The 15,692-nt window shown below is 70.4% G+C and carries 16 protein-coding genes and 1 riboswitch; of the genes, 9 read left to right on the forward strand and 7 right to left on the reverse strand.

The annotated features are described in order from the left end of the window. Positions 1–129 precede the first annotated feature (129 nt). The 3 genes from STRTU_RS32800 to STRTU_RS32810 form a co-directional block, all read right to left on the reverse strand. Positions 130–426 (reverse strand): hypothetical protein, encoded by a 297-nt coding sequence (locus STRTU_RS32800; RefSeq protein ID WP_159748712.1) that lies wholly within the window; start codon positions 424–426, stop codon positions 130–132. A 219-nt stretch (positions 427–645) separates the two neighbouring features. Further along, positions 646–861: a ferredoxin gene (locus tag STRTU_RS32805; protein WP_159748713.1), complete on the reverse strand. Its 216-nt coding sequence runs from the start codon at positions 859–861 to the stop codon at positions 646–648. A 4-nt stretch (positions 862–865) separates the two neighbouring features. Further along, positions 866–2,056 carry a cytochrome P450 gene (locus tag STRTU_RS32810; RefSeq protein ID WP_159748714.1) on the reverse strand — a complete coding sequence of 397 codons (1,191 nt, stop codon included), beginning with the start codon at positions 2,054–2,056 and terminating at the stop codon, positions 866–868. A gap of 112 nt (positions 2,057–2,168) precedes the next feature. On the opposite strand from STRTU_RS32810, the gene STRTU_RS32815 reads away from it, so the two are divergent. The 7 genes from STRTU_RS32815 to STRTU_RS32845 all read left to right on the forward strand — a co-directional run bounded on the left by STRTU_RS32815 (position 2,169) and on the right by STRTU_RS32845 (position 10,047). After that, the gene (locus STRTU_RS32815) at positions 2,169–2,795 is read left to right on the forward strand and encodes a TetR/AcrR family transcriptional regulator (RefSeq protein ID WP_159748715.1); all 627 of its coding nucleotides are present in this window, start codon (positions 2,169–2,171) and stop codon (positions 2,793–2,795) included. A 146-nt stretch (positions 2,796–2,941) separates the two neighbouring features. Further along, positions 2,942–3,340, forward strand: a complete 399-nt coding sequence (locus tag STRTU_RS32820) for a hypothetical protein (RefSeq protein ID WP_159748716.1) — start codon at positions 2,942–2,944, stop codon at positions 3,338–3,340. A gap of 403 nt (positions 3,341–3,743) precedes the next feature. Continuing rightward, on the forward strand, positions 3,744–4,691 hold the full coding sequence (gene sbnA / locus STRTU_RS32825; RefSeq protein WP_159748717.1) for a 2,3-diaminopropionate biosynthesis protein SbnA: 948 nt from the start codon (positions 3,744–3,746) through the stop codon (positions 4,689–4,691). Between the two features lie 16 nt (positions 4,692–4,707). Further along, entirely contained in the window at positions 4,708–5,709 is a 1,002-nt protein-coding gene (sbnB, locus tag STRTU_RS32830; protein ID WP_159749841.1) for a 2,3-diaminopropionate biosynthesis protein SbnB, read from the forward strand. Next, the gene (locus tag STRTU_RS32835) at positions 5,706–7,556 is read left to right on the forward strand and encodes an FAD/NAD(P)-binding protein (RefSeq protein WP_246241579.1); all 1,851 of its coding nucleotides are present in this window, start codon (positions 5,706–5,708) and stop codon (positions 7,554–7,556) included. Before sbnB ends, STRTU_RS32835 begins: the two co-directional genes overlap by 4 nt. Continuing rightward, positions 7,553–8,755 (forward strand): trans-sulfuration enzyme family protein, encoded by a 1,203-nt coding sequence (locus STRTU_RS32840; protein ID WP_159748719.1) that lies wholly within the window; start codon positions 7,553–7,555, stop codon positions 8,753–8,755. Before STRTU_RS32835 ends, STRTU_RS32840 begins: the two co-directional genes overlap by 4 nt. Continuing rightward, positions 8,752–10,047 carry a benzoate/H(+) symporter BenE family transporter gene (locus STRTU_RS32845; RefSeq protein WP_159748720.1) on the forward strand — a complete coding sequence of 432 codons (1,296 nt, stop codon included), beginning with the start codon at positions 8,752–8,754 and terminating at the stop codon, positions 10,045–10,047. Before STRTU_RS32840 ends, STRTU_RS32845 begins: the two co-directional genes overlap by 4 nt. A 119-nt stretch (positions 10,048–10,166) precedes the next feature. Here the strand turns inward: STRTU_RS32845 and STRTU_RS32850 are convergent, their stop codons facing one another. From STRTU_RS32850 to STRTU_RS32860, 3 genes are all read right to left on the reverse strand, one after another. Then, complete coding sequence (locus STRTU_RS32850) at positions 10,167–11,411, reverse strand: SPFH domain-containing protein (RefSeq protein WP_159748721.1); 1,245 nt, start codon at positions 11,409–11,411, stop codon at positions 10,167–10,169. Positions 11,412–11,523: 112 nt separating this feature from the next. Next, positions 11,524–11,745, reverse strand: coding sequence for a hypothetical protein (locus STRTU_RS32855; RefSeq protein ID WP_159748722.1), 222 nt, complete (start codon positions 11,743–11,745; stop codon positions 11,524–11,526). A 131-nt stretch (positions 11,746–11,876) separates the two neighbouring features. After that, positions 11,877–12,197 carry a hypothetical protein gene (locus tag STRTU_RS32860; RefSeq protein WP_159748723.1) on the reverse strand — a complete coding sequence of 107 codons (321 nt, stop codon included), beginning with the start codon at positions 12,195–12,197 and terminating at the stop codon, positions 11,877–11,879. 162 nt (positions 12,198–12,359) lie between these two features. Here STRTU_RS32860 and STRTU_RS32865 point away from each other — a divergent pair, with 162 nt between their 5' ends. Together STRTU_RS32865 and STRTU_RS32870 are read left to right on the forward strand one after the other, a co-directional pair. Then, positions 12,360–13,328, forward strand: coding sequence for a hypothetical protein (locus tag STRTU_RS32865; protein ID WP_159748724.1), 969 nt, complete (start codon positions 12,360–12,362; stop codon positions 13,326–13,328). A 39-nt stretch (positions 13,329–13,367) separates the two neighbouring features. Further along, positions 13,368–13,456, forward strand: a riboswitch (ZMP/ZTP riboswitch). A 21-nt stretch (positions 13,457–13,477) separates the two neighbouring features. After that, a complete protein-coding gene (locus tag STRTU_RS32870; RefSeq protein WP_159748725.1) occupies positions 13,478–14,332 on the forward strand; it encodes a bifunctional 5,10-methylenetetrahydrofolate dehydrogenase/5,10-methenyltetrahydrofolate cyclohydrolase in 855 nt (284 codons plus the stop codon). Between the two features lie 115 nt (positions 14,333–14,447). Here the strand turns inward: STRTU_RS32870 and STRTU_RS32875 are convergent, their stop codons facing one another. Further along, entirely contained in the window at positions 14,448–15,569 is a 1,122-nt protein-coding gene (locus STRTU_RS32875) for an NADH:flavin oxidoreductase (protein ID WP_159748726.1), read from the reverse strand. Positions 15,570–15,692 lie beyond the last annotated feature (123 nt).

Consider the following 15,692-nt stretch of genomic DNA (forward strand, 5'->3'; position numbering starts at 1 on the left):
TTTCCCGTGGCGCCGACGGGCCGTTGACATGCCGCGGGCAGGGTGGCTGCCTGTCGGCCGTCCCGTAAACAGCGGCGTCGCCCGCCCCGATGGCTCCGGGGCGGGCGACGCGGTGGTGCTGAGGTGCGGTCAGGACGCGTTCTCTTCGGCGTCGAGGTACGCCTGGATCCGCTCGTCCAGCGCGCGGGCCTCCGCACGGGCGCGGTCGGCGGCCCCGTGCTCGCCTTCGTTGTCCAGGCGCGCGGCCTTGGCCTTCAGGTCCGCGGACTGCTGGCGCAGCTCGTCGATGTTGACCTGGACGGCGCCCCCGGCTGCCACGCTCTGCCGCCCGGCGGCCGTGGTGGCGGCCTGTGCGGGCAGCGCCGCGAACAGCACGCCTCCGGCGACGGCCGCCGTCACGGCGAGAGCGGAAATACGTCGATGCATGAGATCCCCCTGATCGAAAAATGGGTCGTTACCGGTCAGTAAGCCTACATGAAATGATCTTGCGCTCCGGCCACGGAGGGGGAGGGCCCGCGCCTCTCGTGCGCGACGGGCGGACGCAGCGCCCAACTGGCTTGCCGCTGCCGGGAGTTCATGGCTGACCTGCAACGATCCAGCGGACGGGGCATGGCCGGCCGCCACGCCCCGTCCGTATCCGCCGCCCTACGGCCGGGGTCCGACGACCTCCTCACCCTTCCGGACGGTGATGGCGGAGGCCGGACAGACATCGGCGGCATCCAGGGCGCGCTCGTCCTCCTCGATCCGGTCCTTCAACGGGCGGGCATGTGCGCCGTCCACCACGAAGAGGTCCGGGGCGATGGCGGCGCAGGAGCCCGAGGCGATGCACTGCTGCGGGTCGATCTCCACCTGCCAGCTCATCCGCTCACCACCCCACCGGCATGACCCGAGGCCCGCGCACCAGCATCTCGTTCTTCCACATCACGTCACCGGCCAGCCGCAGTTCCGGGAAGCGCGTGACCAGGGCGCCGATCGCCTCCTGGAGTTCCAGACGGGCGAGCGGCGCACCGAGGCAGTGATGGACACCGTGACCGAAGCCGAGATGCTGCATTCCGGTCCGCGAGATGTCCAGCGTCCCGGGTGCGTCGAAGCGCAGCCCGTCCCGGTTGGCGGCGCCCACCGCCACCAGAACCGGGCTCCCGGCCCGCACCAGCGTCCCGCCGACTTCGACGTCCTCCGTCGCATAACGAGGCTGGCTCGCGCCACTGCCCAGCGGAACAAAACGCAGCAATTCCTCCACCGCTCCGGCGATCAGCTCCGGCTGCTCGCGCAGCAGGGCGAGCTGTCCCGGGTGGTCCAGCAGCGCGAGCACGAAGTTGGGAATCTGGGTCGCGGTGGTCTCGTGCCCGGCGACAAGAATGCCGACGCACAGGTCCACCAGCTCGATTTCGGACAGCCGGTCGTTGACATCCCGGGCATCGATCAGCGCTGTCATCAGATCGTCCCGCGGAGCGCGCCGGTGATCCTCGATCAACTGACGCATATAGGCGCGGAGTTCTTCCATGTTGGCGTCGAATTCCGCCGCGGTCAGGGAACTTGTCGACAAGGCGGCATCGCTCCACACCCGGAACCGCGGCCGGTCCGCGGCCGGTACGCCGAGCATCCGGCAGATCACCGCGACGGGGATCGGCAGTGCGTAGCGGTCCACGAGATCGGCGGGCGGCCCGGCCGCCTCCAGCTCGTCGAGCAGCTCATGCGCCAGCTGCTTGACCTGCGGCCGGAGCTTTTCGACCTGGCGGACGGTGAAGGCCTTGGCCACCAGCGTCCGCAGCCGGGTGTGATCGGGTGGGTCCATGCCCAGGATGCCGCTGTCCCGGCGCCCTTCGGACTGCCGCGGCTCGTCATGCCGTGCGCCCTCGGCGCGGCTGAAGCGCTGATCGCCGAGGACGAACCGGGCCTCGGCATACCGGGTCACGAGCCAGGCCGGCTCGCCGTACGTCATCCGGACCTTCAGCAGCCCCGGACGGTTTTGGGCCTGTTCGTACTCTTCGGAAAGCTCAAGGCTCTCGGGAACGTTGAAGGGGTAGGAGAGTGGTGCTGTGTCGGCTGTGGTCAAGGTGACCTCCCTTGTGTAAGCACCTGCTTACATCACGGTAAGCCGCCCCCCGGAGGCGGTCAACGACGCATTGTGGCCGTCCTTGTGACGGGCCGACGGAGAGGAACGTGGGATGGCGAAGACCCCGCAGCACGGCACGGCGGACGCACCCCGCCGGGATGCTCAGGGCACCCGGCTGCGGTTGCTCGATGCCGCCTGTGAGCTGTTCGCCGAGCGCGGCTACGAACGGGCGACGGTACGCGACATCGCGTCCCGGGCCGGGGCCAACCAGGCCCTGCTGTTCCGGTACTTCGGCTCGAAGAAGGCCCTGTTCGGGGAGGTGATGGCGCGTGGCGGCCATGAGCAGCTGCGCACCACTCCCGCCGAGCGGCTGTTCGAGGTCGCGCTGCGCGGAATGCTGGCCGGCGGCGCGAACGGCGCCGACCGTTCGCTGGAAGTGTGTCTGCGCTCCATCGGCGGCAGCGACGAGATAGCGGAGGCGCTGCGGGGGCTGGGGGAGGAGTACGCGGACGTCCTCGCCACGCTCTCCGAGTCCGAAACCGGGGATTTGCGCGCGGATCTGGCGCTGTCCTGGCTGCTCGGAATTGGCTTGATGCGAGTGGTGGTCGCCAAGGAGCCTCTGGCAAGCGCCGACCCCGACACGGTCTGCGCCCTCGTGTCGGGCGCCCTGGGGAACTTGCTGGAGAGCCTGCCGAAGGACGGGGCGGCAGGCCGGGAAAGCGGCGGGATTCCGGAGTGAACGGCCGGGGTGCGCCGTGGTGCGTTGCGGTGCGTGCTGCGTTCCAGTGACTCTGCGGCGGGTCGCAAGTCGGCAGGGAAATGCCCGCTTATTGTCGTCTTTGCAGGAAATATTCATTTTCTGCAGAGTCGAGTGAAGGTGGAAACATGCTCCGTTCGATCCCGCGCGGCCTTGCAGTGGCCGGCCTGACCGCGGCTGCCCTCGTGGTGCCGACGGCAGGCGCCGCCACCGCCGCGACCGCGCCCCCCAGCGGCTCCCAGGACGTCAAGTGCGCCTCGCACCGCTGCGACAAGGGTCACCACGGCAACCAGCAGCACAACCGCCATCACGGCCGCGTCGGCCACCGTGGCCACGACGGCTTCGGCCGCGACCGCCGCGACGGCTACGGCCGCGACAGCGGTTACGACCGCGATGGCCTCGACCGCTACGGATATGGCCGCCACGGCTACGAGCGTGATGGCTACGAGCGTGACGGCTACGAGCGTGACGGCCGCGGCCTGGGCAGGAACGGCCTGCTCAACCTCGGCCTGCTGGGCCTCCTCTAGTAACCCGTCAGTTCGTGCATGGTGGGCCCGGGGTCATGACCCCGGGCCCGCTGCCTGTCCGGGCGCGGTGGAATTTCTTATTCCGGGGCCGTCACCAGGGATAACGGGAAGTCAGGGGCGTTACGGACGGTACGGTTCCGGCGGACATTTCGTGATTCAACATTTTTGTTTTCCATACAATCATTGTCATTGTCCTTGCCAGATGGCAGGATTGTGCCGTCGCATCGCGAATGAGGGATTTGTGGCATCGGGGGACGGGGGGAGAGTCCCTTCTGCGTAGCGCACCTGACCCGTGCGCCGACCAACAAGCCCATGGGCTCTCGCTTCGGCGAGCGCAGTTGCTTTGCGCTGCCCATTTTCAACGGTTTGGACTCTGGTGATAGCGGAAGAAGTTTATGATCTCGTGCTGGATGATCTCTACGTCCGGCTTGACCAATTAGTTCCCGGCAGTTCAGTCTTCCTTAAACTGGAAGGCCTCAATCCTGCCGGTTCGGTAAAACTCAAAACGGCTGTCGCGCTGGTCGAGGCGGCCGAGGAATCCGGGCGCTGCTTTCCGCGGACCCGGCTGATCGAGTCGACGTCGGGGAACCTCGGCGTCGCCCTGGCGATGGTGTGCGCGGCAAAGGGGTACCGGCTCACCTGTGTCACGGACCCCAACTCCACCGTCCAGTCGCGGCGTCTGATGGAGGTGCTCGGGGCCGAAGTGGTCGTCATCGACGTCCGGGACGCCCACGGCGGCTATCTGCAGTCGCGTATCGACTACATCGACGCGCGACTGCGCCGCGAAACAAACCTTTTCTGGCTGAATCAGTACGCCAACCCGGCGGGGCCGCGGGCTCATCGGGACCGCACCGGCCGTGCGCTCCTGGAGGAGATCGGTCATATCGACTACGCCTTCATCGGGGCCGGCACGACCGGCACCCTGATGGGCTGCGCGGAGTACCTGCGCCGCCACAGCCCCGCCACTCGGATCATCGCGGTGGATGCCGAGGGCTCCGTGACCTTCGGCGGGCCCGCCGCCCGGCGCCACATTCCCGGCCTGGGAACGAGCAGACGGCCGGAAATCCTGGACACCGGGAATATCGATGAGGTCGTGCTCATTTCCGAGGCGGCCGCCGTGGAAATGTGCCGAACGCTGGCCGAAGAACGCGGGCTGCTACTGGGGGGTTCGTCCGGCACGGTGCTGTCTGCCGTGCAGGATGCCGCAAAGAATATTCCCGACGGAAGTGTCGTGGTGGCCATTTCACCCGACTTCGGGGATCGCTATCTGGAGACCATCTATAACGACGACTGGGTGGCGGAACGCTGGCCCGAGGTCGTCGGTGCCAACATATCTCAGGCACCGGCCTGAGTAGGGGGGATTCGTGATGTTCAATTTTGAGATCGTGGCCGGAGAAACGGTTTGTCAAGTTTTGCACGACAAACGCAAAGACGTGCTCGGCATTGTCAGCAGCGCTTATCGGGCGCATGAGTCCGGGGACTCCGTCAACCCGGACAGCTACTTCCTGCGCTTCCCGGAGAAGCCGGACTCCCGGATCATCGCGCTGCCGGCCTATCTGGGCGCCGACGTCCAGCTCGCCGGTATCAAGTGGATCGCCAGCTTCCCGGGCAACACACGCCGCGGAGCCCCGCGTGCCTCGGCCGTCCTGCTCCTGAACGACTACGAGACCGGCTACCCGATCGCCTGTCTCGAAGCCGCCAACATCAGCGCGGCGCGCACCGCCGCCTCCGCGGCCGTCGCAGCGACCGCGCTCCGCCCGGACGGCTTCGCCGGGACCCGTATCGCCGTCGTGGGCGGCGGTGTCATCGCCCGCAACATCTGCGACTACCTGCACACCGCGGGCTGCACCCCGGACTCCTACCTCGTCCACGACCTTGACGAGGCATCCGGACAGGCGCTGGCCGACCATGTGCGCACCACACAGAACCGCCCGGCCGACTTCACCGCCGACCTCGACGCCGCGCTGCGGGCCGACACGGTCGTCTTCGCCACGACCGCGCTTGAGCCGTACGTCAGCACCCCGTTCAAGCCCGGCCAGCTCGTGCTCAACATCTCCCTGCGGGACCTCGCGCCCGAGGTGGTGCTGGGAGCGGACAACATCCTCGACGATGTCGAGCACTGTCTGAAGGCCCAGACCTCACCCCACCTCGCCGAGCAGCTGTCCGGCTCCCGCGAGTTCGTGACCGGAACCCTCGCCGGAGTGCTGAACGGGGAGGTCACGCCGTCCGCGGACCGCCCGGTGATCTTCTCGCCGTTCGGACTGGGCGTGCTGGACCTCGCCGTGGGGGCGTTCGTCCTCGGCGAGGCCCGCAAGGACGGCAACACCATCGAGGTGCCCAACTTCTTCGGGGAGACGCGCCGGTGGTGAAGCACACACCCCTCTCCGTCGCCATCGTCGGGGCCGGATCGCGAGGGCTGGGCGTCTTCGAGCGGCTGGTCGCGCACTGCCTGGCGCAGCCGGTCCCGCTCACCGTCCACCTCATCGACCCGCAGCCCTTCGGTGCCGGCTTCCATCTGCCCGATCAGCCCGATCATCTGCTGCTCAACACCGTCTGCGCACAGCTCTCGGCCTTCGCCGACGCACACATGGTGGACGGCCCGGTACCGATATCCGGCCCCTCGCTGCATGAATGGTGCCGACGCCGGGATCTGCGGCTGGCGGACGACGGCTACACCGTGCGCGCGGGTGCGGGACGGGAGATCCAGCCGAACGACTTCCTGCCGCGCAGGCTGCTCAGTGAGTATCTGACCTGGGCGGCGGGGGAGATCCGCGAGGCGGCGCCGGACCACCTCACGCTCCTGACGCACCGTACGACGGCCGTCGACATCAGGACCGAAGCGCCGGACACCGAGACGGTCGTCCTCGCCGACGGCACCCGGATCGACGCCGACGCCGTCTTCGTCACCGTCGGGCACCACTCGCTCTACCAGCCCCCGGCACCCGCCCCCGACCCCCGGCTCATCACCCGCCCCTATCCGTTACCCGAGGCACTCGACAGCATCGCACCGGGCGAACGGGTGGCCGTCCTCGGCATGGGGCTCACGGCCATGGACGTCATCGCCACGCTCACCCTCGGCCGCGGCGGCAGGCACACCACGACCGAGCGCGGGCTGAGCTATCTGCCCAGTGGGCGGGAGCCGTTGATCGTGCTCACCAACCGCTCCGGTATGCCCTCGCGCAGCCGCCCGCGCCTCCACCCGGGCCGAATACGCTTCGCCCCGCTGGCCCTGACCACCGAGCGCCTCGACACGCTGCGTGCACAACGGCCGGACCGGCGCCTCGACTTCACCGCCGAGGTGCTGCCGCTCGTCGAGGCCGAGATGGAACTCGCCTACTACCGGGTCCTGTTGGGCCGGGAGATGGGTGATATCGCCGACGCGGGGCCGGAGATGGCCCGGCGCTGCGCTCAGGCCGGACACGAGATTCTGCTCGATGAGCTGCGGGCCCGGTTCGGCGGCAGCCCGGTGCCCGGGATCCTGTCCGCGAACCTCTCGGACCGCGAGTGGACGGGCTACGCCGCCTACCGCGACTGGTTCACCGCGGAGGTCGCCGCCGACCTGGCCGAGGCCCGCGACGGCCTCGGGGTGAGCCCGCTCAAGGAAGCCCTGGAGGTACTGCGCGACCACCGCGATGTGCTGCGGTCGGTCATCGATGCGCCGGGCGTCGACGACGCGTCCCTGGCCACCTTCTTCGGGGAGTTCTCCGCGACGGTGAACCGGCAGGTGATCGGCCCGCAGCTGGACCGCTCGGCGGAGCTGCTCGCCCTGATCGACGCGGGGATCGTCCAGCTCGGCCCCGGACCACAGCCGAAGGTCGTCGCACCGGCCGGCCAAGGACCCTGGCGCCTGGAATCCACCTGCCTGGCCGAGCCGTTGCGGATGGAGACCGACCACGTGGTGCAGGCGCATGTGGCCGAGCCCGGCGCCGACCGGGCGACCGGGACACTGCTCGGCACGCTCGTCGCCGCCGGCCGCGTCCGTACCCTCGCGCACCGCGGGACGACCGTGCACGGGCTGGACGTCACCCGCGACGGCCAGGGGGTCGACCGTACGGGCAGCCCGCAGCCACGGCTGTTCTTCCTCGGGCCGCACACCGAGGGGTCCAGCTACTACAACCACTATGTGCCCTCACCCGGCGCGCCCTCCCGTGCGCTGCTGGACGCCGAACGTGCCCTGAGCACCGCTCTGCCGGAACTGATGACGAGGAAGCGATGAACAACAGCGAGACCTACACCCCCTGGACGCAGGAGTACCGGGCCGAGACGCGCGCCGCGCAGGGCGACGGCTGGCGCTGCCCCACCACCGGCGCCGTGCCGCCCCCGATCGGGCTGGCCGCGACCTTCGCGCGCGACAGCGAGTACCGGGCGCCGGCCGGACTGGCGTATCTGCGGGATCAGGGAACCCCGGGATACGAGCAGGTCGAGACGGTGGTGGCGGGCCTTGAGGGCGGTTCGGACGCGCTGGTCTTCTCGTCGGGCATGGCCGCCGCCACCGCCGTGTTCCAGGTGCTGCCGGCCGGTGCGCGGGTCGTGGTCCCGGAGACCATGTACTTCGGACTCACCAAGTGGCTGCGGGAGTTCGGCCCGCAGCGCGGCCTGGAGGTCGTCCAGGCGCCCATGAACGACCTGGACGCGGTGCGGGCCGCCGTGGCCGCCGCGCCGACCGCGCTGGTGTGGGCGGAGTCCCCGGCGAACCCCACCTGGACGGTGACCGACATCGCCGCCTGCGCCGAGATCGCGCACGCGGCCGGTGCCCTGTTCGGCGTCGACAACACCGTCCCCACCCCGGTGCACTCCCAGCCGTTCGCCCTCGGCGCGGACCTGATCATGCATTCGGGCACCAAGTACCTCAACGGCCATACCGATGTCGTCGCCGGACTTCTCGTCAAGGCACCGGGCAGCAGCGAGGCCCGGGACGCGATCTGGGAGCGGCTCCAGCTGCACCGCCGACTGACCGGACCGATCCTCGGCCCCATGGAGACCTACCTCCTGATGCGGGGCATACGGACGCTCTTCCCCCGTATGCGGCAGATATCGGCCACCGCCATGGCCGTGGCCGAGCACTTCGCGGAGCACCCCCGCATCCGTCGGGTGGCCTACCCCGGGCTCGCCACCGACCCGGGCCACGCGGTCGCCGCCCGGCAGATGACCGGCGGCTTCAGCGGCATGCTCTCGCTGCATGTCGACGGCGAGTGGCAGCAGTCCCTGCGGACCGCCAACCACTGCGAACTCTTCATCCGTGCCACGTCGTTGGGCGGTGTGGAGAGTCTGGTCGAACACCGCTACACCTTCGAAGGACCGGGTAGTACCTCGCCGAAGGACATGCTGCGGCTGTCCATTGGCCTGGAGAGCCCCGCAGACCTTGTCGCCGACCTCGAACAGGCCCTGGAAAAGGCCGTGAAGGAAGACCGTTGAGTTCCAAGACACCCACGCCACACCCCGACGCCGCACCGTCGGGTTCCGCCCCACCGCAGCGCGCGGCGGAGGCGGCGGACGGGTCCCCGAATCCGGGGGCCCGTCCGGGCCTGTTCCGCGACGCCTCGCTGTCCGCGGTCCTGGCCGGCTTCGTCGCCGTCGTCGTGTCCTACTCGGGCCCGCTCGTCATCGTGCTCGCGGCCGCGTCCGCCGGGCATCTGAACACCGCTCAGACCAGCTCATGGGTCTGGGCCATCTCCATCGGCAGCGGGCTCACCTGTATCGGGCTGAGCCTGCGCACCAAGATGCCGGTGATCACGGCCTGGTCGACACCGGGCGCGGCCCTGCTGGTGACCAGCCTGGGGGCGTACTCCTACGCGGAGGCCATCGGCGCGTTCATCGTCACCGGCCTGGTGATCACCCTGGTCGGCCTGACCGGCGTGTTCGGATGGCTGATGCGGCAGGTGCCCACCGCCGTGGTCTCCGCGATGCTCGCCGGCATCCTCTTCTCGTTCGGCACCGGCGTGTTCAGCTCCCTCAAGACCGCGCCGCTCATCGCCGGTTCCGTGCTGGTCGCCTACCTCCTGGCGAAGCGCTGGCTGCCCCGCTACGCCGTGCTCGTCGCCCTGGCGGCGGGCGTCGCGGCCAGTGCGGTCAGCTCCCGGCTGGACATCCATCTGGACCGGATCGAGCTGGCCAAGCCGGTGCTGACGACCCCGGAGTTCTCGCTCGCCTCGCTCATCGGCATCGCGGTGCCGATGATCCTGGCCACGCTCGCCTCCCAGAACGCACCGGGCATGGCCGTGCTCACCGCATCCGGCTACGAGCCCAAGGACCGCCTCCTGATCGGCTCCACGGGCCTGGTGTCCACGGCACTGGCCCCCTTCGGCTCCCATGCCATCAACCTCGCCGCGATCACCGCCGCCATCTGCACCGGCCCCGAGTCACACCGCGACCCGCGGCGGCGCTATGTCGCCGGAGTCTCCTGCGGAGCGTTCTACCTCCTCATCGGCGCCTTCGGCTCCACACTGGTGGTGCTCTTCGCGGGCCTCCCCAAGGAACTGGTGGCGGCAGTCGCCGGCGTCGCCCTGCTCGGCGCACTGGCCGGCGGCCTGACCGGTGCCGTAAAGGAGGAAAAAGACCGCGAGGCAGCCCTGATCACCTTCCTCGCCACCGCCTCCGGCGTCACCCTCTTCGGCATCGGCTCCGCCTTCTGGGGCCTTCTCTTCGGCGTCCTCGCCCACTTCATCCTGACCCGCAGACGCCGCACGCCCACCGACCCCGCCAAGTAACCGACCTGACGGGGACAGCCACGTGCCCGGGGCCCGCAGGGGCCACCGGGCACCTCTGGGGGTCCGGCGGCCCGCGCCGGTCGTGATCCACCGGGGGGCCGGCCCCGCCCGGCCCCCGCTCAGCTCGACCCGGCCCCCGACCCGGCGCCGTCCTGCTTCAGCCTTGTCACCTTCCGGGGCAGTGGGCCCGTGCCGTCGGCCGGTGGGGAAGTGGCGGCGGGGGTGGCGGTGGCGGGTTTCAGGCCGTTGAGGATGGCCAGGCCCTGGCCGATGATGCCGGAGACGATCTCGTTGATTCCGTCGGTGCCGTTGAGGACGGTCAGCTGGGTGCCGGAGAGGCCCTCGGCGGCGGATTCGGCGAGGGCGGGGAGGTTTTCGATGGTGCGGTTGGCGGCGATCAGTTCCTGGTTGCCGTCCCGCAGCGAGCCCGCGAGGGCCGTGTTGGCGTCGGCGCGTGCCTGGGCGACGGTGCGTTCGGTGTACGCGCGGGCGTCCGCCTCGTAGCGGACCTGGTCACGCTGTGCCTCCGCCAGGGTGCGCAGCCGGTACGCCTCGGCGTCCGCGGGGCGGCGTACCTCGGCCTCCAGCCGCTGGGCGGCGAGCGAGGCCTGCCGCTCGGCCAGCGCGGTCTGCTCCTCGATGACCTCCTGCGAGGCCCTGGCCTGGGAGAGCGGGCCGGCCTGTGCGGCGCGGGCGTTGGACTGCTCGGTCTCGGCGAGGAAACCGGCCCGCTTGATCGCGGTGTCCCGCTCGTACTCCGCCTTCAACGCGGCCGCCTGCTGCTCCCGTTCGGTCGCCTCCTGGTCGGCCTTGGCCTGCGCGATCCGGGCCGTGCTGGCCACCGCGGCGGCGTGCGGTGCGGCGAGATTGGTGATGTAGCCGGAGGTGTCGGCGATCTCCTGGATCTGCAGCGCGTCGACGACGATGCCGAGCTTCTCCATCTCGGAGTGGCTGCCGTCCTTGACCTCCTGGGCGACCCGGTCCCGCTCCCGGATGATCTGCTCGACGGTCAGTCCGCCGACGATCGAGCGCAGATGACCGGCGAAGATCCGGCCGACCAGCTCTTCCATGGTGGCCTGCTCGGAGAGGAACCGGCGGGCGGCGTTGGCGATGGACGTCTGGTCGTCCCCGACCTTGAAGACGGCGACCGCCCGGACGCCGAGCCGGATGCCCTGCTGGGTGACGCAGTCCTCGGAGATCTCTGCCTCCCGCAGCGACAGCGACAGCACACTCGCCTTCTGTTTGACGGGCATGACCCAGCAGCCATGGCCGGTCACGATACGGAATTGGGCGTCCCCGGTCCGGCGCTTCGAGCCGGAGATCAACAGCGCCTCGTTCGGCGCCGGAACATGCCAGAACAACATCGGAAGGCTCCTGGTCCGGTGCGACCTGCCTCGGGGGTGGAGTGCGGGGACGGCCGCAGGAAAAGGGAGTGCTCAGGTGACCGGATACGGTGCGCGGGACGGCCGGCCGGGGTCACGCGGGCAGCGGCGCGACGATCACCGATCGCGCCGAGGTGTGGTCCACCACGATGACCTGTGTATGCCGGGCGATGGGCTCGTGGGACCAGGCGGCGAAGGCCTCGGTGCCGCCGCGTACGGGCAGCAACACCTCTCCCGGGCCGTCGGCCGGGATGGAGACGGTCACCCGCCCGATCACCCCGATCGGGCTGAAGTCCGTCTCATCCGTCGCGCTCACCCGGGCTCCGTCGCTGGTCAAAGCCGCTGTCGGCGCAGCCGCCGGACAGCGGGAAATCCTCGACAACTCAACGGTACTCCGGCGCGGGTGCCGCTCGCGCGGGCCGGCGCGGCAGCCGCCGCGGACCCGCTTCAGGCGTCCAGGCGGGCGGGCCGGGCCGCCGGGACGGCCGGCTTGCGTGGGGGCAGTACGTCGGGCGCGCGATGGGGCCGGAGGGCCGTGAGGGCGGTCTCGGTCTCCTCCATCAGCGCGCGGTAGGAGACCAGGCGCTGCCACTCGGGATCGGCGACCCCGGGCACGGTGGCGGCGCGCTCGGTCCACTGCTTCACCAGCCCGGCGTACACCGGTGTCTGCCTGATGACCTCCGCGGTGATCCACCGCGGCATCTTCCCGGGGCGGGGGAGGGAGGTCGGTCCGTGACCTGCGACGGTGCCGGAAGAGGGGACGCTCATGGCCGTAGAAACGATTCTTCGACGCTGGGGTCACTGCGTATTTTCGCAGCCGGCCGTACTTCCGCCGGTCAGGCGGGGACGCATCTCCGGCGAATATCACCCTATGCAGTGATCTATAGCCGGGAAGCGGGCCAATCCGGACGAAGGAACGTTGTCGCAGTCATGGAACCGAGGGAGTTGTGGGAGCGCCACGCGGTACTCGCACAGGCGTTTTGCAGCAGCGATGACGAGGTCCGCCGAACACAGGGACTCCTGGACGAGGCCGAGGCCCGCCGTTCGCGGACCCTGGCCGCCTTCGCGGTGACCGTGGGCAGTGACGCGGTGGTGGCGGACCTGCTCGGCCTGGAGGAACGCGAAGTGCGGCTGGCCCGGCGCACGGTGGGCAAGGAAGACGCCCGCGCGGTCGCCAAGAGCCTGCTGGCCCAGCCCACGGGCGAGCAGCCCCCCGCGCAGCAGCAGCCCGCGCCACCGGCCCCCGGTCAGCAAGCTCCTGCCGCACCTCAGGCCCCCACGCAACAGGCCCCCGCGCCACAGCCCCCCGTACAGCAGCCGGTCCAGGCGGCCGCCGCGCCGGGCGCCGCGCACCCCGCGGCACCGCCGCCGACCGGCCCGGCTCCCCAGCCCTCCGAACCGGCCTGGGCACCGGCCCTGGACGCGGTCCTGATGAGCAGCTGGCACAACGGGGTCGACCTCACCGCCCTGGCCACCGAACTCGGCCTCGACGTACGGCTGCTGGTGGCCCGCGCACAACAGCTGTCCGCCGAGAGCCGCCCGATGCCGCCCGCCCCCTCGGACCGCACGGGACGGCACCGGCGGCTGGTCAATGTCCCGCCGCCACAGCCCGAGACCCCCCATCTGACATGGCGCGAGCGACCACAGCACCCGCCACGGGAGCACTACGAGCCCGACCCCTGGAAGCAGCAGCCGTACCCGCACTACCCGGACCCACAGCAGTACCAGGAATACCGGGTGTACGAGGAACACCAGCAGTATCAGCAGCCCGTCCAGCCCACCTGGGATGCCAACGCCATCACCGCCGCCCAGCACGACTGGGACGGCATCCTCAGCCAGTGGGAGGCCAACACCTCGCCCCAACCACCCCTCTCCGCGCCCGGTCAGGGCGGCGGGTGAGGGGGACGGTCCGCGCACTGCGGACGTCGCATACAGTGGGCGGCGAGCCGTGACTGGCGCTGGGGTGGAGCACCACCGGGGAGCGGCTCGGCCATCCAAGGCCGGTGCCGCGCGCCTGGGCGATCCCACCTGATACTCAGGAGCAGCCCATGTCCCCGGAAGCCCGCCTCATGGACGGCAGCGCACTGGCCCGCACCCTCGTCGAACAGGCCGCCCGGCGCGCGGCGGACCTCACCGAACGGACCGGCACGGCCCCGTGTCTGGCGACCGTCCTCGTGGGCGACGATCCCGCCTCGGTGACGTATGTCCGTATGAAGCGCAACCGTTGTGCGAAGGCCGGCATCCTCTCCCGGCATGTCGCGCTGCCCGCCGCCACCACGACCGCGGAGCTGGTCGGCACGATCACCGCACTGTCGAACGACCCCGAGGTGCACGGCATCCTGCTCCAGCATCCGGCCGGCCCGCACATCGACGAGCGTGCCGCGTTCGAGGCGATCGCCCCCGAGAAGGATGTCGACGGCGTGACCTGCCACTCCTTCGCCGCGATGAGCTTCGGCCTGGACGGCTTCGCCTCCTGCACGCCCGGCGGCATCCTGCGGCTGCTCGATCACTATGACGTCGACCTGGCCGGCAAGCATGCGGTCGTGGTCGGCCGTAGCGCGATCCTCGGCAAGCCCGTGGGGATGCTGCTGCTCGGCCGCGATGCCACGGTCACCTACTGCCACTCCCGCACCACCGACCTGGCGTCGCTCACCAGGGAAGCCGATGTCCTGATCGCGGCCGTCGGCCGGCCCCGGTTCCTGGGCGGGGAGCACATCAAGCCCGGTGCCGTCGTGATCGACGCCGGATCCAACCCGGGCAACGTCGGTGATGTGGACTTCGAGGCGGCGCGTACCCGTGCCTCGCTGATCACCCCGGTGCCCGGCGGTGTGGGCCCCATGACGATTGCCACGCTGCTCACCCAGACCGTCGATGCCGCGGCCGCTCAGCTGAACGCGGTCTGAGCGCTGCCCGGCTGCGGCGGGCGGCCGGGCAGCGGGTGGTGATCTCCGGCCGCCGGCCCGCGTGCGGTGGCGCCGGGCGCGGCATCCAGGAGAGGCCGCGCCCGGCGCGCCGGAGTCAGTTCAGCGTCTTCAGCATCGAGGCGTCGAACGGCACGAGCGCGTCGGTGCGGCCCGCGAGGATCTTGGCGGCCCACTCCGGGTCGCCGAGCAGCGCCCGCCCGATGGCGACGAGGTCGAACTCGTCCCGCTCCAGCCTGTCCAGCAGCCGGTCGATGCCGGAGACCCTGGCCTGTTCGAGGCTGAACGTGCCGATGAACTCCTTGTCGAGACCGACGGAGCCCACGGTGACGGTCGGCCGGCCGGAGAGCTTTTTGACCCATCCCGCGAGGTTGAGATCCGAATCCTCGAACTCGGGCAGCCAGTAGCGGCGCGTCGAGCAGTGGAAGGCGGTGACGCCGGCGTCCGTCAGCGGTGCCACGATCGCCTGGAGTTCTTCCGGCGTATCGGCAAGGCGGGCTTCGTACTTGCGCATCTTCCACTGGGACATCCGGAAGAGGATCGGGAAGTCCGGGGAGACCGCTTCCCGGCAGGCCGCCACGACCTCGGCGGCGAAACGGGTACGGGCGCCGATGCTGCCGCCGTAGGCATCGGTGCGCCGGTTGGTGCCCGACCACAGGAACTGGTCGATCAAGTAGCCGTGGGCGCCGTGCAGTTCGACCCCGTCGAAGCCGAGCCGCTCGGCGGCGGCCGCCGCCTCGGCGAACGCCGCTATCACCTCGTCGAGATCCCGCTGGGTCATCGCATGCCCGGACGGTGTGCCATCGACGGTGATCCCGGACGGGCCGGACGGCGGGGCGTCGGGGAACGGGGGTGCGCCCGCCTGACGGGCCATGCCGACGTGCCACAGCTGCGGCATGATCGTCCCGCCCGCCGCATGCACCGCCGCCACGACACCGGCCCAGCCGTCGAGGGCGTCCGTGCCGTGAAAGCGGGGAACCGCGTCGCTGGTTCCGGCGGCGGCGTGTCCGACGTAGGTCCCCTCCGTGATGACCAGGCCGACGCCGCCGGCCGCGCGGCGGGCGTAATAGTCCGCGACATCGGCGCCCGGGACACCGCCCGGCGAGAACTCGCGGGTCATCGGCGCCATGGCGATCCGGTTGGGCACGGTGAGGCCGCCCAGGGCGAAGGGGCGGGAGAGCGTCTGGGCCGCTCGGGTGGCGGCGGCGCTGGGAGTCACGTGTGGGTCTCCTAGGACGAGAACGCGGTTGCGGAGCGCCGCCGGGTGGCGGGCGTTCCGCTGTCCCCAACACGCGAAAGCGGCGGCGTCATCCGCTTCGTACTGTCTGGTGCGCCACAGGCG

This window comes from Streptomyces tubercidicus, assembly GCF_027497495.1.
Taxonomy (GTDB): Bacteria; Actinomycetota; Actinomycetes; order Streptomycetales; family Streptomycetaceae; genus Streptomyces; species Streptomyces tubercidicus.

Coding starts and splice junctions, on each gene's coding strand:
- STRTU_RS32800 (WP_159748712.1), bottom strand. CDS start 426: ATGCATCGACGTATTTCCGCTCTCGCCGTGACGGCGGCCGTCGCCGGA.
- STRTU_RS32805 (WP_159748713.1), bottom strand. CDS start 861: ATGAGCTGGCAGGTGGAGATCGACCCGCAGCAGTGCATCGCCTCGGGC.
- STRTU_RS32815 (WP_159748715.1), top strand. CDS start 2,169: ATGGCGAAGACCCCGCAGCACGGCACGGCGGACGCACCCCGCCGGGAT.
- STRTU_RS32820 (WP_159748716.1), top strand. CDS start 2,942: ATGCTCCGTTCGATCCCGCGCGGCCTTGCAGTGGCCGGCCTGACCGCG.
- sbnB (WP_159749841.1), top strand. CDS start 4,708: ATGTTCAATTTTGAGATCGTGGCCGGAGAAACGGTTTGTCAAGTTTTG.
- STRTU_RS32840 (WP_159748719.1), top strand. CDS start 7,553: ATGAACAACAGCGAGACCTACACCCCCTGGACGCAGGAGTACCGGGCC.
- STRTU_RS32850 (WP_159748721.1), bottom strand. CDS start 11,411: ATGTTGTTCTGGCATGTTCCGGCGCCGAACGAGGCGCTGTTGATCTCC.
- STRTU_RS32860 (WP_159748723.1), bottom strand. CDS start 12,197: ATGAGCGTCCCCTCTTCCGGCACCGTCGCAGGTCACGGACCGACCTCC.
- STRTU_RS32865 (WP_159748724.1), top strand. CDS start 12,360: ATGGAACCGAGGGAGTTGTGGGAGCGCCACGCGGTACTCGCACAGGCG.
- STRTU_RS32870 (WP_159748725.1), top strand. CDS start 13,478: ATGTCCCCGGAAGCCCGCCTCATGGACGGCAGCGCACTGGCCCGCACC.